This window comes from Cytobacillus sp. S13-E01 (assembly GCF_029193815.1).
Lineage (GTDB): Bacteria > Bacillota > Bacilli > Bacillales > Bacillaceae_L > Bacillus_BV.
This window is the reverse complement of sequence record NZ_JARFVC010000002.1, coordinates 165,319-189,474: the sequence shown is the minus strand read 5'-3', so window position 1 is coordinate 189,474 and position 24,156 is coordinate 165,319. Positions and strand designations below refer to the sequence as shown.

The window sequence follows — 24,156 nt, the reverse complement described above, 5'->3', positions numbered from 1 at the left end:
CAGGGTGTGGTCTTATTGTCAGAACTTAAGGTAGTGACCTTTAATATTCATCATGGTAAGGGTATTGATAAAAAAATGGATCTAAACAGGGTTGCTCTCTTGCTAAGGGAAAGTGGTGCGCAAATTATTGGGTTAAATGAGGTCGATTTTAATTTCGGAAAAAGAAGTAACTATCAAGATCAAGCGGGATTTTTAGCTAAACAACTAAATATGACTGCCGTTCATGGTCCAACTCTCATAAAAGGTAATAACGATTTAAACCAAAATACTAGAAAGTTTGGAAATGCAATTTTATCAAATGTTGAATACAGTAATCATAAAAATCATCATTTATATGCTATTCCATTTTTTTCAGAAGGAAGAGGTTTATTGGAGCTTACAATAAGAATCGATGAAATAGATTTATCAGTCTTTGTTACACATTTAAGTTTAAATCCTTTTTTACAGACAATGCAAATAAAGGAAATACTACAGATCATTAAAAAGAAAAAATACGCTATTCTTATGGGGGATTTTAACTTAAGACCTAAATCTAAAGGGTACAATTTAATTGTTACTGAACTAAACGATACAGCTAGTCCCGAGATAGGTGAAACATATCCAGCTCAAAAACCACGTCATAAGTTAGATTTTATTTTTACAAGTCGAAGTATGACTGTTTTACATTCTGAAGTAATAAAGAATAATCCAGTTGTTTCTGATCATTTACCATTAGCAGCGACATTAAAATTTGAATGAAAATTGGAGTGTAATCATTGAAAAAAACACTGTTTTTTGTAGCGTTGTATCTAATCATAATATATTTTGTTTATCTTTATCATAAACCTATATTAGATTGGATCAACCAAAGTGAACCTTCGCAAATCCCGATAATGTTTCTATTATCAACTTTTTTTGGGATTTTTCCCGTTATTCCTTTTTCTGTATTCGCAAGCATTATGGGTTCAAAGTATGGACTACTAACTGGCTCATTCATAAACTGGTTTGGTTCTATCTCAGCAGCGCTTATCATTTACTTACTTGCAAGGTATACATTTTCTGATTACTTTAAAAAATACCTTAGTAAGTTTAAGGGCTTAACAAAGTTTAACGAACTTATTACACGAAATGCTTTTATGGCAGTACTGTTTACAAGGCTAGTGCCGATTGTTCCACCACCAGTTGTGAATATTTATTCAGGTGTAAGTAAAATGAAGCTTTCAACCTACGCTTTTGCCACTATGATCGGGAAAATACCTGGTATGTTTGTGTATGCCTATTTTGGAGAACAGTTATTTTCTTCTACTAAGGAATTGATATATGGATTGACTTTTTACTTATTATTTATTGCATTGGTATTATTTTTATACAGGAGATGGTATAAAGGTATACAGAGTATTAAAGCTAAATAATTTTTTTTTGAATATAGACCTGATTGTTAATGTAATCGCTTTCATGTTACGATAAAATGTAACAAATTGATATGTAAAGGAGCAGATCATATGGGGAAAACAAAGCATACAGGACCTATTAAACTAGATAAATCTCTTCAGCCTTCATTATGGGCAAGCTTGGCACCGATGGGAATTGGGAAGGTTAAACCGCATCATATAAAAGATACACTAAAGGTTGCTGTAGAAAATAAAGATAATCTTCCATATGCTTATCGAATTCTAACTCAGGGCGTTTGTGATGGTTGTGCCCTCGGTGTGTCAGGATTGCAGGATCAAACATTAACTGGGCCTCATCTTTGTACTACTAGGTTAAATGTATTGCGTTTAAACACAATGTCGGCGATTGATTCTAAGTGGTTTACTAGCTTAGAAGAATTAAAGAAACTAGATAGTACCCAATTAAGAAAACTAGGGAGAATTCCGTTTCCGTTATCGAGAAAAAAAGGTGAGACGAATTTTTCGAGAATCTCTTGGGATGAAGCATTAGATCGTATTGCAAAAAAAATAACAGGCATCGATCCAAAACAGCTTGCATTTTATTTAACTTCACGAGGTATTACCAATGAATCATACTATACGGCCTCAAAGGTTGCCAGATTTTTAGGAACAAATAATATTGATAATGCCTCTAGAATTTGTCATTCTCCAAGTAAAACAGCTCTAAAACGTTCATTAGGTATTGGAGCATCTAGCTGCAATTATAAAGATTGGATTGGGACTGATGTTTTGGTATTTTGGGGGTCAGTAGCAGCAAATAATCAACCAGTGTCAACAAAATATATGTATGCCGCAAAAAAAGCGGGAACAAAGATTATCATGATTAATCCGTACACTGAACCTTCAATGGAAAAGTATTGGATTCCGTCCATACCAGAGAGTGCACTATTTGGAACGAAAATAGTAGATGATACGTACCAGGTAAATATCGGTGGTGATATTGCTTTTATGAATGGTGTCATGAAGACATGGTTTGAAATGGAAGAAGAAAATAGAGGATCAGCAATAAACCATGATTTTGTGAACAAGCATACGAATGGCTATATGGACTTGAAAAGACATATACGAAAACAAAAATGGGAAGAAATTGAAAAGTCGTCAGGACTACCAAAAGTAAGAATAATAGAGTTTGCCAAATTGCTTGCTTCTTCAAAGTCAGCAGTATTTATTTGGAGTATGGGTCTTACACAGCATCGCTTTGGAACTGATAATATTTCACAAGTGGCAAACCTCGCTATGCTTAGAGGCTTTCTTGGACGTGAAAAATGTGGTGTTATGCCAATAAGAGGTCATAGTGGGGTGCAAGGTTCTGGTGAGATGGGGGCAGATCCTTTTGTTCTACCAGGAAGTGATTTTGATACGGAGAATATAAATAGAGTTGAAGAAATTTGGGGTTTTTCAATACCAAAATGGCAAGGGGAACCGATTGGTAATATGATAGAAAATATGGTACTAGATAATGATCATCCAAACCAAACAAAGGTTTTTTATACAAGTGGCGGAAACTTCCTAGAAACGATGCCAAATCCTGAGTTCATTAAACAAGCGCTTGAAAATGTCGAACTTAGGGTCCATCAAGATATTATTTTAAATACATCAACGCTCCTTGATGCAAAGGAAGAAGTGATTATACTACCTGCCATGACTCGGTATGAACAACCAGGTGGTGGAACTTCTACAAGTACGGAGAGAATGGTTTATTTTAGCCCTGAAATAAAAGGGCCAAGAATTGAAGAAGCGAGACCTGAATGGGAGATTTATGTTGACCTAGCGAAAAGGTGCTATCCAGATAAGAAGCATTTAATACATTTTAAAAGTACCCAAGAAATTAGAAATGAAATTGCAGTAGCTAATCGGAATTATGAAGGTATACAAAAACTAAAAAAAACAGGTGATGTTTTCCAATGGGGTGGAGCTTGGTTATGTGAGGATGGAGTCTGTCCTACAACGGATGGAAGAGGTAATCTAATTCCGATTGACAATCCTGAGGGGCGAAAAACAGAAGGTCATTTTAATGTGACAACACGAAGAGGAAAACAGTTTAATTCTATGATCTATTCAAGTCATGATCCATTTAATAATGCTGACCGTAATGATATTCTAATAAACTTGGAGGATGCTAGAAAGCTGGCTATCAAAAACGGAGACCCTATTGTTTTGTATAATCAGCATGGTACTTTACAAGGGCGTGCGAAAATTGAGAATACAAAGGAAGGGAATATTGCCGTTTACTGGCCTGAAGGAAACGTTTTAATGCAAAAGGGTATTTATGAGAAGTATGCTAAAATACCCGAGTACAATACGACCGCCATTGTAGAAAAAGCAGAAACCTTCCATGCTCATAAAGACATAAGGTACGTCGAGAAACGTATTGAAGAATTGGAAGTAAATGTTTAAAAAAGTCCCCAGTTTGGGGATTTTCGTGTTAATATTGGAATAATTTCACATAATTTATCCCGAAAATTAATGAAGAGGCTTGATTAATGTTTACTGAGATGTTGAGGGAAATTTCCGTTCTGCCTGAAAATAAGAAATATACTAAAGTAGAAATAATGACAAGTCAATTTTTACTTGAACGAGCTAAGAATATAGAGATCTTCTACGCCTTCCATAATGAATATATAAATTCTGGGGGCTAAGAAATAATGGCAGTTTTAAACCAAAAGAATCCTATGGAACAGTTACTTCCACTCAAAACGTGAGTATCAGAAAAAGAAAGGTGAAGACGATGATGAGGTTCAAAAGATATAAAGATCCCAAACTATTTTTAATATCCCTCATTTAATAGATGCGAACTAAGATGTGCTACACAGGTTGTCACATACCCTTTTCGCTGCTGGTCATGAGGGGTATACACTAAATTAGCGACGATCCAATCCAACGTCAAACAGTATCTATATGAAAATTGGTTATGAGCCCGTTGCTGACTCCATCGTTTATAAGTTCATAAAGTGTAACTTCAATCAATGGGGGGGCCAGCGATTGTTAAATGAAGGAGACTTGGATTAGTGGGGAAAGTGACCGAAGAGTTAAAGCGGTTAAAAGATAATATTAACCACAAAAAATAGTATGGGCAAGCTGTTTTTTATGGTTACATTTTTTTCGGTAGACAGCGTTAATGTAATATTAAAACAAATAAAGCCAATACTTTGGCTTTATTGATTAAAGAAGGTTATCGTCGTTCAACATATTATAACGTTCGATACCTTCACCACTATCATCTTTTTTATAAGTATTTGTTAGATAGGTGCCAAGTTCTTTTTCTAGTTCCTTTATTGTATAATTTTGTTGGATCGGCGTTTGTTTTTCATTGTATTTATCCAAATTTCCACCCCCACTTAGAATAGTTTTCCCATTTACGGCAAATTATTCATGCGGAATAGATCTAATCAATTTGCACAATATAACAATTGTAGGAATTCTTATGTTCGGAGGATAATATTTCTTATGAAATTTGGAAGTCATATTAGTATCCGTAATGGATTTTATGCTGCTGCAAAAGAAGCAAAAAAAATAGGTGCAAAAGCTTTTCAATACTTCCCAAAGAACCCAAGGAGCTTGTCAATCAAAGCCCTAGACGTAAACGACGCAAAACTCTGTTACGAGTATTGTAAAGAGAATAATATAGAAACGATTGCTCATACACCTTATGCAACAAATCTAGCTGTGCCTATGAGTAAATCAGCTGATATGGTGGCTTCCATCCGGAATGATTTGGTAATTGCAAACGCGTGTGGATCAATAGGTGTTGTTGTCCATTTTGGTGTGTCAAAAAATGAGAAGGATCCATTAGAAGGGTATAAGTGGATGATAGATATTTTAAACAATGTTCTTTCAGAGTGGAAAGGTCCTAGTAAAATTTTAATTGAAAACAATGCAGGGAAAAGCGGACCAATGGGGACAACTTTAGAAGAACTTGTACAAGTACGCTCATTATCGGATTATCCAGAAAAAATTGGCTTTTGTTTAGATACTTGCCATGTATTTGCTAGTGGTGTATGGACTGGAGTGAACTGGGAAGAAATTGAGGATATTGGGATAGAATTAGACTATTTTTCAAATCTTGAGGCTATTCATCTAAATAATTCCATGTATCCTACAAAATCAATGCGAGATCGTCATGCTAATATTCATAATGGATGCATTACCGTAGAACAAATGAAAGAGTTTATTCTATCTCCAATTGTAAAAGACATACCAATGATTCTTGAAACACCATCGTCGAACGAATTTTCACATAAAGACGAGATAAAGTTTCTGTACGAGTTAATTAACAAATAGGTTTGTCTCACTGAATTAAAAAAAATCAGCCATTTTGGCTGATTCTCCACTTAACTTTTAGCTTCCGCTCTTGCTTGTTTTTGAATGAAAATCAACCTACCTGATAAACCAATAGCTCCCACTGCTAGACCAGCTATCAAACCAATCCAGTAACCAAAAGCACCGAAAGAAGTGTAGGTTGCTATTATTACCCCAACAGGTAAGCCTATTATCCAAAAAGAAATGAATGCCATAAAAAACGTTGTGTTAACATCTTTATATCCTCGAAGCGCCCCTTGAATAGGTGCTGCAATTGCATCAGAAAGTTGAAAGAAAATCGCATACACTAAAAACTGTTTCGTTAAATCGAGTACATCAGGATCCTTAGTATAAATACTAGCGACCTGTTCTCTAAAGAAAAAGATAAAAGCTGCGCAAACTAGCGATAGCCCGACTGCTACCCAAATTCCTAGTATACTATATTGTCTTGCGTCTCTTAGGCGGTTAGACCCAACCTCGTACCCTATCACAATCGTCAGTGCCATTGAAATACTTAACGGGATCATATATAAAAATGACGCGAAATTAAGAGCTGCTTGATGTGATGCGATTGTTATCGTATTAAAGGAGCTCATTAACAATGTCACTGCTGCAAAAATACTTGTTTCAAAGAAAATTGCAAAGCCAATCGGCACACCTATTAATAGAATTTCTTTCCAGACAGTAAAGGAAACTTTATAAAAACGTCGAAAGATATTGTATTGCGTAAAAGGAACTTGCTTGGCTATGATAAATAATGAGATAAATGTAATACACCAATAGGTAATCGCTGTTGCAAAGCCTGCACCAACCCCACCTAACTGTGGAAATCCTAATTTACCAAATATTAACAAATAGTTAAAAATAACATTAATCGGTAAAGAAATAAGAGTGATAACCATTGATACTCTTGTATGCCCTAATGCGTCTATAAAAGATCTTAGAACTGTATATACAAATAAAGGGATAATCCCAAATGATAATGCAATAAGGTACTCTTTAGCAATTCGATGTACTTCAGGCTCAAGACTCATCTTATTTAAAATAAGATCTAACATAAGAGCTCCAAAGATAATTACTAGGATGGAAATAAATACTGAAACATAAATACCTTGTATAACGGTAAAAGGCACGTTTTTAGTGTATTTTCTTCCAACTAATTGTGCGACAATCGGTGTGATAGCTAAGAGTATTCCACTTAATCCAGTAAAAACAGGTACCCATAAACTAGATCCAATGGCCACACCAGCAAGGTCATTAGCCCCTATACGGCCTGACATCATAACATCAAAGAAGTTCATCGCAAATAATCCAAGCTGTGTAACTAAAATCGGTATTAAAATAGTGAGAAATTGTTTATATTTTTGCTTATAATTGTATGTTTGCTCCATTTTTTATAGCCCTCAACTTATCAATTGTTTAAACAATGAATTATAACACATATTTTAATAAGTTTAAAATTAGAATGAAACTAATAAATAGAAAACGGTTTAATTCTTAAATTAGAGACAAAATACAAATTGTAAGTCTATTATCTGAAATAATAGTCAAAATGTATCATCTAATCCTTTAATCAAAAATCTTACCCGATTATTTGATAAAACTTTCGGAAAAAGGTAAACTTTTAAAAAATAGACTTATAGGAGGATCAATATGAGGGAGACTAAAACTTTTGCAACACTACCTAAAAGAAACGAGATACCCGAAGAATACACATGGCGTATAGAGGATATGTTTGCTACTGATCAGGAATGGGAAAATCAATTTAATCTTGTCAGGGAAGCACTACCTAAACTAAGTGATTTTAAAGGGAAATTACACGAGTCAGCTACGATTCTAGTTAAGTTATTTAAATTCCAAGATGACCTATCCATTAAACTAGGACAGCTTGCAAATTACGCATCTATGCGTAATGACCAAGACACAACAAATAGCTTGTATCAGGGGTTACGTGCTCGTATTAATAGTCTAGTTTCTCAGTTCTCTGCAGCTTTTTCCTACGTCATTCCTGAACTATTATCAATACCAGAAGAAACACTTCTCGGTTTTATAGAGAGTAATCAGGAACTAAAAGTCTATGAACATATGATTAAGGATATTAATCGTGCACGTCCGCATGTGCTAACTGCTGAGGAAGAGTCACTTCTTGCACAGGCGGCAGATGTAACGAGCAGTTCAAGAAATACATATAGCATGTTAAATAATGCGGATCTAAAGTTTCCAAGTGTTGAGACGGAAAATGGAGAACAAGTTGAAATCACGCACGGAAGATATGGGCGTTTGATGGAGAGTTCTGACCGTCGGATTAGAAAAGCAACCTTTTTAGGTATTAATCAAACATATAACAAATATAAAAATACATTTGCAAGTACGTTAAGTGGCCAAGTGAAGAAGGACAATTTTTCAGCCACCGTTCACGGCTATGAGAGCGCACGACAAGCTTCTTTGCATAAAAATAATATCCCTGAAAGTGTATATGACACTCTTGTTGAGACAGTAAACGATCATTTGCATCTTCTACAACGATATATTTCATTACGTAAAAAAGTATTAGGTGTTGATGAACTACATATGTACGATTTATCTACACCACTAATTAAAGATGTAGAAATGAATATTTCATTTGAAGAGGCAAAAGATTTAGTGTCTGAAGGTTTAAAACCTTTAGGTGAGGAATATGGAAAGCTCTTAAATACAATTTTTTCTGATAGAAGAATTGATGTATATGAGAATGTTGGAAAACGAAGTGGGGCCTATTCAACTGGAGCATATGGAGCAAAGCCTTATATATTAATGAACTGGCAGGATAATATCAGAAATGTATTTACGCTTGCGCACGAATTAGGGCATAATGTCCACCGTTACTACACGCAAAAGTACCAACCATATCCTTATGGAAAATACTCAATTTTCGTTGCAGAAGTAGCTTCGACAGCGAATGAGGCATTATTAAATGATTATTTAGTAAAGGTTACTACAGATCAAACAAAACAACTATATCTATTAAACAATTATCTTCAAGGTTTTGTTGGCACTGTATTCCGTCAAACATTGTTTGCTGAGTTTGAACATAAGATTCATGTATTAGCTGGGGATGGGGAAGCATTAACAGCTGAAACTCTTTCTAATCTTTATTATGATTTAAACAAAAAGTATTTTGGTGATGGAATTGTTATCGATAAAGAAATCGAAGTTGAATGGGCGCGTATCCCTCATTTTTATATGACGTATTACGTGTACCAATATGCTACAGGGTTCAGTGCAGCAACAGCACTTTCAAAGCAGATACTTGAAGAAGGAGCTCCTGCTGTGGAACGATATCAGCAGTTTTTAAAAGCAGGTTGCTCGGATTATCCAATTGAAGTGTTAAAAGAAGCTGGCGTAGATATGACAACCGCAGCACCAATTAAAGAGGCGCTTAAGGTATTTGAGGAAAAACTAATGTATATGGAAAGTATTTTAAGTTAATTTTAAAATAAAATGTAAATAAACACATGACCAAATGAGTCTAAATAATCGAACGTTAGGATTAGATGCATATCCTAACGTTTTTTACATGCTTTTTTAAATTTTACTACTTTTCATTTCAACATCAAATAAATTTAGTTAATTCGCGTGGCGAAATATCTAATTCCTTGGTATAGTAATTTAGTAATATATAGATTTCGTAGGAACGAGGAACAAACTATGTGGAAAAATCGAAATGTATGGATTCTTTTAAGTGGGGAATTAATTGCAGGCTTAGGTTTATGGACTGGGATTATTGGTAACCTAGAATTCTTACAACAACATGTACCATCTGATTTCTTAAAATCTCTTATTCTGATTACAGGGCTTATTGCAGGGGTTGCGGTAGCTCCTTTAGCTGGAAGAATTATAGATTCCTATAATAAAAAATCAGTACTAATTATGGCTGGTATGGGTAGAATGGTAAGTGTGCTGTTTATGTTTTTAGCTATTGAGTATCAGTCCATTTGGTGGATGGTATTATTTATGATTAGTATTCAACTCTCGGCAGCATTTTATTTTCCAGCTCTTCAATCCTTAATTCCAATCATTGTTGCGGAAAAAGATTTGCTACAAATGAATGGTGTACACATGAATATAGCTACAATTGCAAGGGTTATTGGCACTGCTATGGCAGGGGCTATGTTGGTAGTAATGAGTTTGAACTCGCTTTATATAGCTTCAATGGTAGCATACGGACTACTTTTACTTGCGACCTTTATGTTGAAAATAGATGTGGAAAATGCACCTAAAGCTAAGGATAAAGAAACAAAAAAATCTGGTGCGTTCAAAGAAATTATCCCAATCTTAAAAGGTCTACCTATCGTAATGATGACGTTAATTCTTACCATCATACCTATGTTATTTATTGGCGGATTTAATCTAATGGTCATTAACATTAGTGAATTGCAGGATGATGTTACGATCAAAGGACTTCTTTATACAGCTGAGGGAATTAGTTTTATGCTTGGTGCATTCATCGTTAAGCGCATTGTTGCTGGGAAAGATCAGTTGAAGCTCATGTTTATTTTTACCTTTATTATTTCTATTTCGCAATTATCGCTTTATTTTGCAGATATAAAGATAATGTCCTTAGTATCATTTGCTGTCTTTGGTCTGGCACTTGGTTGTTTCTTCCCAATTGCCGCAACAATATTTCAAACACGTATTCCAAAGGAATTTCATGGCCGATTCTTCTCATTTAGAGGAATGTTAGATCGGGTCCTTTTCCAGGTTGTTTTATTAGGAACAGGTCTTTTCCTTGACACGATTGGTTTGAAAAATATGGTGCTTGTATTCGGTAGCATTTCATTACTTTTAGTTATATACTATACTTTACGTCATTTGAAATCACCAAATCTTATGCATGAGCATTCGAAGCAACAAGGATAATTGAAATTTAAAGTCACAAGGGGCTATTAATTAGTCCTTTTTTCTTTAAAAAACAAAATGTAATAAAAATCCTTACTTATTAAGAAAATAATAGTACAGGAAGGGGATATAACACATGATTAAATTATTTACAGACAGTGACTTAGACGGGATAGGTTGTGGACTTGTAGCCAAAATCGCTTTTGGTGATAAGGTCGAGGTTTCGTATTGCTCCTATCGAAACTTAAATGAGAGAGTGGATCGCTTTATTGAAAATCCTGAACAAAATGGTGCACAGATATACATAACAGACCTCGCGGTAAATGAAGAGGTAGAAAAGAAACTTGAAAAAAGATTCTCTAGTGGAAATCATGTTCAGATGGTTGATCATCACATAACAGCAATGCATTTCAATGATTATCAATGGGGCTTTGTAAAACCCGAATATGAAGATGGTAGAAAAACATCAGCAACTTCTCTTTATTATGAGTTTCTACGTGAAAAAGAACTGATCCCCCCTAATAAGGCGTTAGAGGAATTTATCGAGCTTGTACGTCAATATGATACATGGGAATGGGAGGTAAACGAAAACTTTGCAGCAAAAAGGTTAAATGACTTATTTTTCATTATCAATATAGAACAATTTGAAACAGATATGCTTGAACGTCTGAAAACAAAAGATACATTTTCATTGAATGACACCGAAGAAATGATTTTAGACATTGAAGAAAAGAAAATTGAACGATATATTAATGCTAAAAATAGGCAGCTTGTTCAAACTTTTGTAGATGATTATTGTGTTGGAGTTATTCATGCAGAGCGGTATTTATCTGAACTTGGTAATGCACTAGCAAAACAAAACCCACACCTAGATTTAATAACGTTAGTAAATGTCGGTACTAAGAAGCTTGGATTTAGAACGATATATGATCACGTAGACGTTTCAGCTTTTGCAAAAAAATTTGGCGGTGGAGGACACCCAAAAGCATCTGGTGCCTCTTTAACAAAGGAGACCTTCGATTTATTTGTTGTCAACGTCTTTGACCAGGCACCCGTTCGCAGAGATGCCCATAATAATGTACTAAATAACAAAGCGAATGAGAAAGGAACTTTATTTGTTAATAGAAAACGTGAATTTAGCAATATTCACAAAGCAGGTGATCAACCATGGGCCGTGATACACAATAAGAAATTACTTGATGAAAACTTTGAAACATTCGAAAACGCAGAGCATTATGTGAAAAGAAACTATGGATCTGGAATCGCTTTTGATAAAGAAGTGATTGCTCATCTAGCAGATACCATGAAAGTTAGTGAAGAAGAAGTGAGGAATAGTTACTTAGACTTTCTTGATAAAAGTAGGAAAATATAGAAAAAAATAACAAGTTGAGGTCGAAAACATTGACTATATGGCTGGGGATGCTGTAGCATCTCTGGTCTTTTTCTGTATTTAAGAATTATGCCTAAAGGAAACAATTTGTTGTTAAGGTATCTGTTTTGCACAATCAACTATCTTTCTGTACAATACAGGTGATAACTGGTTAGTTTAAATGAAAGGATATGTATATTAATGTCATTAACTATAGATTCTTTAGGTTTACCAACTAATATTAAGCAAGCAATTGAAGGTAGAAAATCTGAATCCCTATCAAGGGAGGATGAATTGTTAATTGGTGGAGGTGGTTACACTCCTTCAGACGACTCCATAATATTTGATGCAATTGTAGCTTTATCACTTGGTAAGAACGTTTTATTAAAAGGACCAACTGGATCGGGGAAAACAAAGCTAGCAGAAACATTATCCAATCTTTTCTATCAGCCCATGCACAGTATAAACTGTTCAATCGACCTTGATGCAGAGGCACTTTTAGGTTTTAAAACACTTAGTCAAAAAGATGGCAAGTCGGAGATAGAGTTTGTCCCAGGGCCTGTCATTAATGCGATGACAAATGGTCAGTTATTGTATATTGATGAAATTAATATGGCAAAACCAGAAACTCTACCCATTTTAAATGGCGTATTAGATTACCGTAAAATGCTAACAAATCCTTTTACTGGAGAAATTATCAAAGCCAAGAATAGCTTTGGTGTCATTGCTGCAATCAACGAAGGATATGTAGGTACTGTCCCACTTAACGAAGCACTTAAAAATCGATTTATTGTCATTGATGTTCCTTATATTCAAGGTGAAACTTTAAGAAAGGTGTTAGTTGAACAAACGCAGCTTAGAAGTGAAAAGCTTATAGACGCATTTATAACACTGTCAACTGACTTAATTACTCAAGTTAGAAACGGGCAAGTATCAGAAGAGGCAGCTTCGATTCGGGCTTTAATTGACACATGTGATTTAGCTGTCTTTATGCCTCCAGTAAGGGCTATTCAAAGAGGAATTATTGACAAATTAGAAGATGAAAGAGAAAAAGCAGCAATAAAAAATATAGCCGAAACTCTTTTTGGGTGATGATATCTCATGAAATTTATCCAATTTAACGATAAGATAATTGACTCCTTCCTCTTTATGGAATTATCGGATTTGGCCAAGACGCTTTCTAAGTTAGAAGATTTAGAGGTTGAGTATGCATATAGATCTTACTTCGACCCAATACAAACAAAACTGTTCATTAGTCATTTTTGGGATAATCGACCCGATGAAGAAAAGATAGCTGGACTAAAAAGTGATATATTTTTACGAAGTATTGGTAGTAAAAACTATTCTTCCTTTAGCGACATCCAAGACTATATAAAAAGAATTAAGAATTACAAAATACAAAGCTTTGCAAAGCAGTTATTCATGTTGAGTGAGGACATTAGGCTTGAGGAATTATGTAAAAAAGAACGACCTGGAACGAAAAAGTCATTTGAAATTAGAAGAGATATTTATAGAAAATACTTTAAAGATCAGCTCAACGTTAACATTCTAAAAAGTGTAAACACTGACGCCCTTTTCAATGGTATTTTCTTATTAATTACGTCAGATTCGCCACTTGAACATATTCCTTCCATTAATAAACAAATTGATTTGGTTATTCCCTATTTAAGAAGGGAATTAACCAAGTTTTTTGAAACTAGGTCGACAAAGGATGTCATTGGTATTTCATTAGGGATTGTGGAGGTTCTTGATGAAGTGCTAGATGAAGATATGTTAAATATGTACTTTCATTTACCAGAACTTAATTATGGCCTCATAGAAGACGGAATGACATTTGACGACTTGAAACGAAAAGATAGGCTTAAAAATAATGATGTATTAGATGATGTGAAAAAAGGGGATGAAGAGATACATGAGGAGAAGCTTCCAACCTGGCATCAAGAGACGAAAACGACAACAAAAAGCTTCTTACAGTTTGATCTAGAGCAAGGGAGCCAAACGAATTTACTTGGTGAGGGTGTTAGAGAAGGGGACACAGGTGATCAAGCTCTAGGTATCGTTCAAGGCTCGGCAAAAAAGAGTGCCCAAAATGATTATTCTAAAATGGAAGCGATGGATGGGAACCGAGAATCAGTTGATGGATCCTCGACAGGTCAGTATGGCAAAGAAAACAAGTTTGCTGTACCTGTCTTAAAATATCCAATAAAGCCTTCTGTAGAAGATCTTCAGAAATACGAGGAACAAAGGTCTATTATAGCTTCTTACCAAAAAAAGCTGAAACAAATGATCCAAAAAACATTAGAACATAAAAAAAATCTTCCTCGTGGGGACCTACATTTTGGTCGTCTAAGCAAAAAATTAATTCGGTTACTTACAGACGAAAACCCACGACTATTTTATAAAAAGGATCAAACATCGCCACAAATAGACGCAGTCTTTTCGTTATTAGTTGATTGTTCGGCCTCAATGTTTGATAAAATGGATCAAACAAAGCTTGGTATTATTCTATTCCATGAGGCATTAAAGGCAGTTCGTGTTCCGCATCAAATTGTTGGTTTTTGGGAAGATACAAATGATGCAACACCCACACATCAACCAAACTACTTTCATTATGTGATTGACTTTCAGACTTCACATAAACCGTCTAGTGGTCCGGAAATCATGCAGCTAGAACCTGAAGAAGATAATAGGGATGGATACTCAATTCGACTCGTCTCAAAAAAATTGTTACAAAGAAGTGAGAATCAAAAATTTTTATTAGTTTTCTCGGATGGTGAGCCAGCTGCCTTTGGATATGAACAAAACGGGATTGTAGATACTCATGAAGCTGTACTTGAGGCAAGAAAAAGAGGAATTGAAGTCATTAACATTTTCCTAGCAAATCGAGAAATTGATGAAGGACAACAAAAAACGATTCAAAATATATACGGAAAATATAGTATCTTAGTGTCTAATATTGAAGAATTGCCTGAAGTTTTGTTTCCATTGTTAAAGAAATTATTATTAAAAAGTATCTGACGGACTACACGGTGCAAGCCCACGTGGTGCTACGGGTTAATTCTATAATGGTATAAGGGTCTGACTTGCGCACCACGTGTGAGAGTCAGACCCTTTCGTTCCTAACTAAAACTGCCCTTTCATTATTTTTAATGTTTCGCTATAATAATATTTAGGAAACCGAAATATTAAAAGAAGGTGTCAACCATCGAGTATTCAAAACGAAATTTAATCATTATGTGGACCGCAAATTTCTTTATTGCCGGTAGTTTAACAATGATACTTCCTTTTTTATCCCTGTACATCGAGACTTTTGGAAATTTCTCAAATGATTATGTACAAAAATGGTCGGGGTTAGTATTTGGGGCCACCTTTGTCACAGCTTTTCTATTTTCACCAATATGGGGAAGAATTGGTGACAAGTATGGTCGGAAAAAGGTTCTTATAATTTTAGGTTTCGGCTTGTCAATTAGTGTATTTTTAATGGGATATGTTTCTTCAGTTTTCATGCTTTTCATCCTGCGCTTATTCATGGGGCTTTTTGCAGGTTTTATCTCTATGTCTCAGGCTCTAATTGCAACACAAACCCCTAAACATATTGCCGGAAAAGTTTTGGGTACATTGCAAACAGGAAATGTCGCAGGTGGATTGTTCGGGCCACTTATTGGAGGAATGCTTGCAGATACAGTAGGCTTTCAATATACATTTCTATTAACCTCCTTAACTACTGCAATCGCCGCAACTCTTGTTGTAGTTGGTGTGAAAGAAATTAGTATGAACCGTGACAAGCAAAATGAGAAAACTTATTCCGGTAAAGAGGTACTTAACTATATCTTCACAACACCAATGTTGCTAATGGTTATGGTAATTTCGACTATTATCCAAGTGGCAAACTTCAGTATCCAACCGCTTCTCGCCCTTTATGTTGGAGAATTGAACGGTGCATCACATATCGCACTACTTTCAGGGATTGCTTTTTCTGCAACTGGGCTAGGAAACCTGCTATTTACAAGGCAGTGGGGAAAGCTTGGAGATCGGATTGGTTACGAAAAAGTGATGATGGTTTTGCTACTACTGTCTGCGTTAATCTACTTACCACAAGCCTTTATCACTAATATTTGGCAATTGGTCATTTTACGATTTATTTTAGGAACCGTAGTAGGTGGGCTAATACCCTGTAGAACCGCCTACATAAGACAAGTAGCACCACTTTCGATTCAAGGCGAAGTATTAGGGTATAATGCAAGCTTTAGGTTTTTTGGAAACGTCATCGGACCTGTGATGGGGGGCTTCTTAGCAGGTTATGTTGGAATATCCTCCGTTTTTTTTGTTACAAGTAGTTTATTTATTATAAGTGCGATCCTGTTGCATTTTGCAATGCAGAGAGAGGCTATACCTTTGCGGGAGGTTTAGTCTCTTCTTAATAACCAATAGTGTAGGATATTTTGAGGCTTATGATACGCGATTATCAAATTTTGCAATTGTACAATTTGAGTTTGCCTAACTAGTTGCCGCAAGTGAAAGCAAAGATAGGCTAGAATTTATCTCTGAACATTTACAGCTTTTTTTATTGCTAAAAACACTATACCGAACGTATATTTCCTTTACTTCTCTCATATGATGAATTAAATCATATAAATGGGGTGTTCATGTTGATCGAAAAAGCAAATTCTAGTAAAGAATCCAAAGACTTATTAATTTCAGAAGAGTCTGCAGGAAGGTTTTGTGAACTAACTGAACAAGCAAAGAAAATAGATAAAGAATTGAAAGATTTAAAGAACAGTATAAATATGTATTTTGACGAGAAGGTTGGTGCAAATCAAAAAGGGGAAATAGTTATTGGAGAGTATAAAATTACTAGACAAATAAGAATCAGTGAAAATTTTGATGATGAAAAAACGGTACAAAAGTTAGAAAAATTAAAGCTAAATGATTGCATTGAGTATATTAAAAAGCCTGATTCCAAAAAGATTGAGGCTGTTATTACGTTAGGATTATTAGATAAGAAGGAGCTTGAAGGCTGTGTTACTCAAAAAACGACACAAGCGATTATAGTTAAAGCGAAGTAGATGTTTTAAACATTAAATGCTAGCTGTGAGCTTTTTGCCCTACCTTTTCCTATGGTAGTTACATATCCTAAAAGTAATTCCATAAGGAAGGGGGATAACTAGATGCAAAGAAATGTATTTGGATTTTGCGTTCCAGGATATAATTGGTGTGGTCCAGGGTGTAATGGACCTGGTGCTCCTACTAATAGGGTTGACGCTTGTTGTAGATTACATGATAGGTGCATAAACAGTTACGGACCTTCGTGTAGATGTGATAGACAGTTTTTAAATTGTTTACATTCTAGAATAAACCCTCATAGTAGGGAAGGCCAGGATGCGAGATTTTTCTATAATTTTATGAGGATGAAATATAACTTTGATTGTAGAAACTTTCATTGAATTTTTAGGGGCAGTTTATCCCCCACCTAAACTTCCTCGCATTTTCCAAGTTTTGAGGTGGGGGGTACGGCCTCTTAAGCGTGGGAAAAAAATGAGGCAACACTAGAGCGATTGTCACCTCATTTTTTAAAAGCAGTCTGTACCCGGTTATGGCATATAGAACCAGGTTATTTGTTTAACATTGAATATACTTCTGCATCTAGCTTTTTAGCTAATTCTTCTTTATACGTTTTTACATACTCTGGTTCAGCGGTAATTTTTCCTCCATAGAAGATAATGTCTTCTACAGATTCGACTTCCACTGTTACCACTCTATATTTCATCGTTTTTTCAATGACGTCAGAAATTTCTGCTTTTCCTTTAATAGAATAACAGCTACCTGCACCGATAACACCTAGAGTAATCTCAGGATTTGCTTGAATATTGGTAACACTAGTTCCTTTATGACCCAATGCAAATTTAATTACTTTGCCACCCTGATGTGCAACAAGCCAAGAAACAATAGAAAGGTTTGGTTTATTTGTTTCAGCGTCCATAGTTACTAAGGAAACAATTTTTTCCCCTTGCAGTAAATCGACTAATTCTTGACTTAACATTGTTGTATTATTACTACTCACAGAATTGTACCTCCTATATTCTAGTTGGTTTTAATTGTAAACAAAACTTACCAAAATAGAAAGTGTTTTGCATTCATAGTGTAATTAACATACTTTCAATGAGATTGAAAATAGTTTAAAATCGATTTATGTATTACAAAGGAGGTAGGAACATTGATTCATAAATCATGGCTAGAAAAACCAACAATTCGAAAAGTTAAATGTGTACATACCAACGCAGAAAAGTACATGGTCAATCGTGCGCTAACTGAAGGAAAAGAATACGAACTAAAAAATGAAACAGAAGAATTTTATTTTATTGTTGATAATACTGGTAAAATTGGCAGCTATTACAAAGACTATTTTGCTAGCTAACAAGAAGAACGCAGGGGATAAAAGGTAGCCTGAATTTATGGTAAGTAGTTCGGTTCAGAGGTGGAAAATCAAAATAACAGGTCATTTTTAAGACGAATTCGCATATGAATTCGTCTTTTTGTCTATACTGATATTATAAGGTTTATGGAGTTTTAATAGTAAAATTAGCATTAGTTTTAACAAACGTTTTAAGAGATGAGGGAATCAGCATCGTTTAATAAATAAGCGGAGAAATTTCTCTTAATTACGAAATAGCACTTAAAATAGCTTAAATAGACGGAAGGATTCCGACTATTTACACAAAAAACGTCAAAAAGGATCATTTTGCATTGCTTAAGCGGAAAACCTCCGCTTATATACCCCGAACCAAGCCTTATTACGCAGTTTAACCGGAAAACCTCCTCTTATTTTAATTATCACTGGGTACTAAATTTAGGAGATGACTTCTGATGTATTTAGAAATGTCGCAAGAATTGACATCTCAATTGACATTTAATTTTGAGTGTCCAATAAGCATTGTCCTTTAAATTTATTTTGTCATTAGTGGTTTTATTTTACTATAAGAGGTATTATAAATCCCTATATAAAAGGAAAATGGCATACGTCGATTCGTATGCCATTTCTAATGTTAATTTTCCGCCTGTGTACCTCAAAACGGAACGGTTTAATGTTAAAACCTCTGCGTTTTCTATGCGTTTTGAGTTGGCAAAAATTGTGTAAATTGGCTGGTTATTTAACTTGTTAAATTGAGTTTTCTACTTCATAACCGAACTACCTAAAATTATGGCTAGCTCCTTAATTTTACAGATATTGATTAAACATTTGTTGTATCAGCTATATATTCATTCATTAAACCAACGATATATGTTGCTTCTTCTTCTCTAAAGAAAAACATAATTTTTTCTTCAGATTCACCACCATTTTGTCTTGTGATTGTATTTCGCAATAATACACCTTCACCAGTATCACGCATTTTACCTACTTTATAAGAAATAGCATGTTCCATACTGTCATAAGGGTTGTTATCTTCAATATGGATATACTTATCATTTGAAATCCACTCAATCTCTTCATAGTCGTCATAGTCTTCGTTATCATCATCTTGCTCTACATCATTGATGAAGTCTTCATCATCTAAAGTTTCTTCTTCGTCATCGGTAAGTTGTTCAACATACTCAGCGTCGAATTCCTCTAAATACTCGTGGAATGCTGTATGAATAAAACTTAACATTTCATCTAGGTTTGAAAATAGAACCTTTGCATGCAGCTCAGCCTCATCATCAAAATGATAAGAATAAAACTCTTGGTTAATTGGATCGAAATTTATTATACAAAATTCATCATCTTCATCCCCAAGATCAATAGAGAAAATGTAAGAAGGATGTTGTTCAGTTGTATCGGTATCAAATAATATTTCAAAATCCCGGGATCCTTCACAAACATCTGGTAGACTAACTCTAACTACATTCTCCATTCGCGAAAACCATTCTAAACTCATGAACATTCCTCCTCAGGGTTATAGTATGTATACCTTAACATTGTTCCCAAAAGTAAAAGATTAATTCTTTAAAGATGTATTCGTGTGAGAATGATATATATGGAAGCAGTTATTTGACACTCTCCTTGATAATCTGTATAGTTTAATGTATAAATACTAAATGAATAATCTAAAATATGTTTGTGAGACATTCACCTATTATAAAGAGTACAGATCCGGACTTTTTATAATGTGTGAATTTTTTTCATAAATGTAGAATTCTCTACATATCATTTAGTTTTGGAGGCAATTGTCGTGAAATCTGTGGTTTAATACAGAGAAAGGCTTCGGATTTATCGAAGTGGAAGGTGAAAGTGATGTTTTTGTGCATTTTAATTTAAACTAAAGACGGTTTTAAAGCTCTAGAAGAAGGTCAACTTGTACAATTTGATTTTATTGAAGGAAAATCGCGGACCTCAAGCAGAAAATGCAGTGAAATTATAAGATATAATTTATAGTTGCACTCCCATTGTAAGGGTAGCTTATATGTAACACATTCACAGGAGGGATTAATTATGGCATTTGGAAGAAAACCTGAGGAAGAAATTATAAAAGAAGAAACAAAAGTATGGGAATGTTCTTCAGATGAGTGTAAATGTTGGTTAAGAGATAACTTTAAAAGTACTGAAATTCCTGCCTGTCCAATATGTGAAAGTGAAATGGTAGAATCAACTAGAGAGCTACAAGTACTTACAAATCATAGTCAAGTTAATAAAGCGTCTAGCTAGTTAATAAAAGAACCACAGGGCTCGGAGATTTTCCGAGCCTTGTGGTTTTTTAGTCAACAACAAGGTAAGCAATCATCGGACCGTTTTGTTCAATATCTGAATGTGTTAAACAGATTAATCTGTAAACGCCTTCTTCGTTAATGTTGAGATTTACGATTGTTTCTTTGCCCTTCGTTACTGTTCCTTTACTATCAGTACCCTCGATGATAAATGGATGTTCATTTCCATTTACACCATATATACTCAACTTAACATTTTGTCCTTTTGGTAGATAAATCGTACCAGGGTCCCAGCGGTAAGCTTCTATTTCTTTCCCATCCGCTGTTTTACTTTTAAATTCACCAGTAACCATGTTTACTTCATACTCCAATGCTTGCCCCTTAGCAGTTGGTAGTGATTCTCTTTCGACAACATACCAACCGCTAACTGCAGCCAAACAGACTAACACTAAAAAGAATGCATATTTTTTCCTGATATACACCAACCTCATCATTATCACCCCTAAGCTTGTATTACTGTCATATATATGCGCTAGGGGTGCGAAAACTTGTCTACTTTAGAAAAATAATCTAGGTATTGGAAAAATGTAGTATATTTCTATTGATATTGGTAAGGAATATCAAGTCAAAAAGCCGTTGCTAAACGACATGTAGAAGGATAAAGCAACTAAGAGGAATGAGAAAATCGTCATTCCCCATCAAACTGAAGATTTACCTTATACTCCACCGCTAGTGCTTGGAATCGTTTTTCATGTTGATCAAGTAATTCATTTACTTGATCAACTTTATTGTTAGCTTCATCAAATAAGGTGTCATTATCTGCTTCAAGTGAATCTTTAAAATCGATAAATACCGCTAACTGCAATTCCATTGCTTGAATGTAAAGTGAATGTAACTCTGTTACTTCTTCTGTTTCCAATTCAATATTTTTTAAATTCACTAGAAAGGACTGAAAGGGTGGAATAATTTCTTGATTTAAATTAGTAAGGGCTTTTTCATTATCAGGCTCTTGTACAAAGCTTTCCTCATATTTCGCAAGCAGGGTATTTTGTACTTCGTTTAATGTACTAATTTCTTCAATATAGCTGTTGATTTCATTTTTTACTTTAATCCCATTTATAATTTCTCCTGGCCCAGCACAGGCGGCCAATAATAAAGCTGAAATCAGGATAGAGGGAACTATGTCGAAAGTTTTCCTCACGTTATCACCTCGTTTATACTGTTTTAATTATGATTAACAATGCAAGTAAATATTATGTTCTACATGACAAAGACACAAAAATTAGGTAAAGTAACATAATAGTGTAATTTTTAAAAATTAAAAAATCGATTTTTAATGAGGTGTCATATGAATTTTACAGTTGCTACTAGAATGAACGGTTTTAAAGAAAGTGTATTTAACGAATTGTCGATGTATAAAAAGCTTAAAATAGCGGAGGGGAAAGAAATAATAGATTTAAGTGTTGGTAGCCCAGATCTACCACCACCAGCATACATAACAGATGAACTTAACAAACATATTAAAGACCCAACAGCTTATGGTTATACATTGACAGGGACAAATGAGTTTAAAGAGGCAGTAAGTAGTTATTATAGAACTAGATATAATGTTTCATTACAAGCCACTAATGAAGTGTTGATGTTAATGGGTTCTCAGGATGGACTCGTGCACTTACCAATGGTATTTGCAAATCCTGAGGATTACATTTTGGTTCCTGATCCAGGGTATACTGCCTATGCTACAGCAATTGCAATGGCAGGGGCTAAAGCTTTCCCATTACCGTTAAAAGCTGAAAATGAATTTATACCTGATTTATCAAATGTCCCTACCGAAATAGCACAAAAAGCAAAACTAATGATACTTAACTTCCCAGGTAATCCAATTCCAGCGTTAGCATCTGTTGAGTTTTTTCAGGAAGTCATTGATTTTGCAAAAAAATATAATATCATTGTCGTCCATGATTTTGCATATTCAGAGCTTTATTATGAGAAAGAAAAACCAATTAGCTTTTTATCTATTCCAGGCGCAAGGGATGTTGGCGTTGAATTTAACTCTTTATCAAAAAGTTTTAATTTAGCGGGCTGTCGAATTGGATATTTGGTAGGCAATCCGGGTATTATTCAATCATTACAAGTTCTAAAAAGCAATCTAGATTATGGTGTATTTTTACCGATTCAGAAAGCGGCTATTGCAGCACTAACTAATTCTAGCGGATTTAGTGACGAATTAAGGAATACATATAAAAATAGAAGAGACACTTTGGTTAATGGTTTAAACGAACTCGGTTGGAATGTCGAAGCACCAAAAGCATCCATGTTTGTTTGGGCTGAAATTCCTAAAGGTTATACTTCAACTTCATTTACATATGAACTACTAGACAAAGCAGGCGTTGTGGTGACACCTGGAAGTGCCTTTGGTGAAACAGGGGAGGGTTATGTAAGGATTGCTCTTGTTCAAGATGAAGAAATATTACTAAAAGTAGTTACAAAAATAAAAAATAGTGGATTGTTTGAAGGAGAAAGTTAAGTCGAAGCTAGAGTAGGAGTTCTGTTTGTTCGCAAATTCTATGTAATGAGCGAACCCTTAACAAATAATGTGTCCCATAGGTCGATATTAGACCTATAGGACACATTTTTTAAAAGATAAGAAAGTATAAAAATTTGTACCAAGTTTTAGTGTCTAGCTCCGGGCGCCACCCGGCTCTATGGTATAAGCCAATCCCTTCCCGAAGGCAAAAAACGCCTTCAGTCAGGGCTCGTCTTATGCTTGTCGCCGATAGGCGGGCGCGCCTTTCGCTTTTCTTATGATAAAGTTTGATCCTTGCTTTTTACATGTTTATTTTTCTTCATTGCCTTTGTAATGTATCCTCCTTTAAAATTACGAGGTTCATAAGATACGATAAAGGCACTAGGTTCGTACGTACTAACAATCTTTATAAATTCAGCCTCGCGATCACGTCTAGCGGTACAATCAAGTCGATATCTACGAGCTTGATTCATTCCTTCCACTTCTGCCGTAGACACACTGAAGCCTTCATCTCGTAAGTGACTAGTTAATTCTTCGTTTTTATTCATAATATTTACTTCGATCGAAACATAGCCAATTGCTAGCTTTTGTTCTATAATTTGACCAATATATATACCTACACCAAAACCTAACGCATAGGAAGCCATATTTAAATAATTTGATAAATCACTAAAAACAATTCCGAGTGCTATAACGTAGATGACCCCTTCGAGCATCCCAAGAGCTGCCGCTTTTTCTTTCATCCCCTTGACCATCGTAATTGTTCTCAATGTTAACACCGGAACAAATAAAAGTTGAGCAATGAAAATGATGAGTGCTTGAAGCATCATCCCACCTTCTTTCTAAAATTTATAACTTATGTAGTGTAACAGGATTTTATTATTGTAGCTAGTCATTTTTTATGTCAATTCTATTCTAGTATTTCAATTTAGTAACAAAAGAAAAGGTGTAAGTTGGTGCGGATAGAGGTGTGT

General features: G+C 34.8%; 23 protein-coding genes and 1 pseudogene. 17 read left to right on the top strand and 7 right to left on the bottom strand.

Annotated elements, in window-relative coordinates; all coding sequences use genetic code 11:
• Window positions 1-15: 15 nt before the first annotated feature.
• The 4 genes from PY093_RS02790 (at window position 16) to PY093_RS02775 (ending at window position 4,069) form a co-directional block, all read left to right on the top strand.
• The gene (locus PY093_RS02790; protein ID WP_275644345.1) at window positions 16-738 is read left to right on the top strand and encodes an endonuclease/exonuclease/phosphatase family protein; all 723 of its coding nucleotides are present in this window, start codon (window positions 16-18) and stop codon (window positions 736-738) included.
• Between the two features lie 17 nt (window positions 739-755).
• Window positions 756-1,391, top strand: a complete 636-nt coding sequence (locus PY093_RS02785; protein ID WP_275644344.1) for a TVP38/TMEM64 family protein — start codon at window positions 756-758, stop codon at window positions 1,389-1,391.
• Window positions 1,392-1,481: 90 nt separating this feature from the next.
• A complete protein-coding gene (locus PY093_RS02780; RefSeq protein ID WP_275644343.1) occupies window positions 1,482-3,827 on the top strand; it encodes an FdhF/YdeP family oxidoreductase in 2,346 nt (781 codons plus the stop codon).
• 86 nt (window positions 3,828-3,913) lie between these two features.
• Window positions 3,914-4,069, top strand: coding sequence for a hypothetical protein (locus PY093_RS02775; RefSeq protein WP_275644342.1), 156 nt, complete (start codon window positions 3,914-3,916; stop codon window positions 4,067-4,069).
• 523 nt (window positions 4,070-4,592) lie between these two features.
• Here the strand turns inward: PY093_RS02775 and PY093_RS02770 are convergent.
• Window positions 4,593-4,754 carry a hypothetical protein gene (locus PY093_RS02770; protein ID WP_275644341.1) on the bottom strand — a complete coding sequence of 54 codons (162 nt, stop codon included), beginning with the start codon at window positions 4,752-4,754 and terminating at the stop codon, window positions 4,593-4,595.
• Between the two features lie 123 nt (window positions 4,755-4,877).
• Between PY093_RS02770 and PY093_RS02765 the strand changes: the two genes are divergently transcribed.
• The gene (locus PY093_RS02765; RefSeq protein WP_275644340.1) at window positions 4,878-5,711 is read left to right on the top strand and encodes a deoxyribonuclease IV; all 834 of its coding nucleotides are present in this window, start codon (window positions 4,878-4,880) and stop codon (window positions 5,709-5,711) included.
• A gap of 50 nt (window positions 5,712-5,761) precedes the next feature.
• Here the strand turns inward: PY093_RS02765 and PY093_RS02760 are convergent, their stop codons facing one another.
• Complete coding sequence (locus tag PY093_RS02760) at window positions 5,762-7,120, bottom strand: MATE family efflux transporter (protein ID WP_275644339.1); 1,359 nt, start codon at window positions 7,118-7,120, stop codon at window positions 5,762-5,764.
• A 262-nt stretch (window positions 7,121-7,382) separates the two neighbouring features.
• Here PY093_RS02760 and pepF point away from each other — a divergent pair, with 262 nt between their 5' ends.
• The 8 genes from pepF to PY093_RS02720 all read left to right on the top strand — a co-directional run bounded on the left by pepF (window position 7,383) and on the right by PY093_RS02720 (window position 17,420).
• Window positions 7,383-9,197 carry an oligoendopeptidase F gene (gene pepF / locus PY093_RS02755; protein WP_275644338.1) on the top strand — a complete coding sequence of 605 codons (1,815 nt, stop codon included), beginning with the start codon at window positions 7,383-7,385 and terminating at the stop codon, window positions 9,195-9,197.
• A gap of 219 nt (window positions 9,198-9,416) precedes the next feature.
• The gene (locus PY093_RS02750) at window positions 9,417-10,628 is read left to right on the top strand and encodes an MFS transporter (RefSeq protein WP_275644337.1); all 1,212 of its coding nucleotides are present in this window, start codon (window positions 9,417-9,419) and stop codon (window positions 10,626-10,628) included.
• A 115-nt stretch (window positions 10,629-10,743) separates the two neighbouring features.
• Window positions 10,744-11,979, top strand: coding sequence for a DHH family phosphoesterase (locus PY093_RS02745; protein WP_275644336.1), 1,236 nt, complete (start codon window positions 10,744-10,746; stop codon window positions 11,977-11,979).
• 198 nt (window positions 11,980-12,177) lie between these two features.
• Complete coding sequence (locus tag PY093_RS02740) at window positions 12,178-13,068, top strand: ATP-binding protein (protein ID WP_275644335.1); 891 nt, start codon at window positions 12,178-12,180, stop codon at window positions 13,066-13,068.
• Between the two features lie 9 nt (window positions 13,069-13,077).
• The gene (locus PY093_RS02735; RefSeq protein WP_275644334.1) at window positions 13,078-14,994 is read left to right on the top strand and encodes a vWA domain-containing protein; all 1,917 of its coding nucleotides are present in this window, start codon (window positions 13,078-13,080) and stop codon (window positions 14,992-14,994) included.
• A gap of 216 nt (window positions 14,995-15,210) precedes the next feature.
• Entirely contained in the window at window positions 15,211-16,386 is a 1,176-nt protein-coding gene (locus PY093_RS02730) for an MFS transporter (protein WP_275644465.1), read from the top strand.
• A 239-nt stretch (window positions 16,387-16,625) separates the two neighbouring features.
• The gene (locus tag PY093_RS02725; RefSeq protein ID WP_275644333.1) at window positions 16,626-17,042 is read left to right on the top strand and encodes a hypothetical protein; all 417 of its coding nucleotides are present in this window, start codon (window positions 16,626-16,628) and stop codon (window positions 17,040-17,042) included.
• A 102-nt stretch (window positions 17,043-17,144) separates the two neighbouring features.
• Window positions 17,145-17,420, top strand: coding sequence for a Parvovirus coat protein VP1-like protein (locus PY093_RS02720; RefSeq protein ID WP_275644332.1), 276 nt, complete (start codon window positions 17,145-17,147; stop codon window positions 17,418-17,420).
• A 167-nt stretch (window positions 17,421-17,587) separates the two neighbouring features.
• Here the strand turns inward: PY093_RS02720 and PY093_RS02715 are convergent, their stop codons facing one another.
• Entirely contained in the window at window positions 17,588-18,037 is a 450-nt protein-coding gene (locus PY093_RS02715; protein WP_275644331.1) for a pyridoxamine 5'-phosphate oxidase family protein, read from the bottom strand.
• A 153-nt stretch (window positions 18,038-18,190) separates the two neighbouring features.
• Between PY093_RS02715 and PY093_RS02710 the strand changes: the two genes are divergently transcribed.
• Window positions 18,191-18,391, top strand: coding sequence for a DUF6501 family protein (locus PY093_RS02710; RefSeq protein WP_275644330.1), 201 nt, complete (start codon window positions 18,191-18,193; stop codon window positions 18,389-18,391).
• Window positions 18,392-19,205: 814 nt separating this feature from the next.
• Here the strand turns inward: PY093_RS02710 and PY093_RS02705 are convergent.
• Window positions 19,206-19,889: a hypothetical protein gene (locus tag PY093_RS02705; protein WP_275644329.1), complete on the bottom strand. Its 684-nt coding sequence runs from the start codon at window positions 19,887-19,889 to the stop codon at window positions 19,206-19,208.
• Window positions 19,890-20,190: 301 nt separating this feature from the next.
• Here PY093_RS02705 and PY093_RS02700 point away from each other — a divergent pair.
• Window positions 20,191-20,372 (top strand): annotated as a pseudogene (locus PY093_RS02700) (cold-shock protein).
• Window positions 20,373-20,443: 71 nt separating this feature from the next.
• Window positions 20,444-20,656: a cold-inducible protein YdjO-related protein gene (locus tag PY093_RS02695; RefSeq protein ID WP_275644328.1), complete on the top strand. Its 213-nt coding sequence runs from the start codon at window positions 20,444-20,446 to the stop codon at window positions 20,654-20,656.
• A gap of 49 nt (window positions 20,657-20,705) precedes the next feature.
• Here PY093_RS02695 and PY093_RS02690 read toward each other — a convergent pair whose 3' ends face one another.
• Together PY093_RS02690 and PY093_RS02685 are read right to left on the bottom strand one after the other, a co-directional pair.
• Window positions 20,706-21,146: a cupredoxin domain-containing protein gene (locus PY093_RS02690; protein ID WP_275644327.1), complete on the bottom strand. Its 441-nt coding sequence runs from the start codon at window positions 21,144-21,146 to the stop codon at window positions 20,706-20,708.
• 197 nt (window positions 21,147-21,343) lie between these two features.
• On the bottom strand, window positions 21,344-21,856 hold the full coding sequence (locus PY093_RS02685) for a SadB/YajI family lipoprotein (RefSeq protein WP_275644326.1): 513 nt from the start codon (window positions 21,854-21,856) through the stop codon (window positions 21,344-21,346).
• 147 nt (window positions 21,857-22,003) lie between these two features.
• On the opposite strand from PY093_RS02685, the gene PY093_RS02680 reads away from it, so the two are divergent.
• Window positions 22,004-23,182, top strand: coding sequence for an LL-diaminopimelate aminotransferase (locus tag PY093_RS02680; RefSeq protein WP_275644325.1), 1,179 nt, complete (start codon window positions 22,004-22,006; stop codon window positions 23,180-23,182).
• A 275-nt stretch (window positions 23,183-23,457) separates the two neighbouring features.
• Here the strand turns inward: PY093_RS02680 and PY093_RS02675 are convergent, their stop codons facing one another.
• The gene (locus PY093_RS02675; RefSeq protein ID WP_275644464.1) at window positions 23,458-24,009 is read right to left on the bottom strand and encodes a DUF2179 domain-containing protein; all 552 of its coding nucleotides are present in this window, start codon (window positions 24,007-24,009) and stop codon (window positions 23,458-23,460) included.
• Window positions 24,010-24,156: the final 147 nt, after the last annotated feature.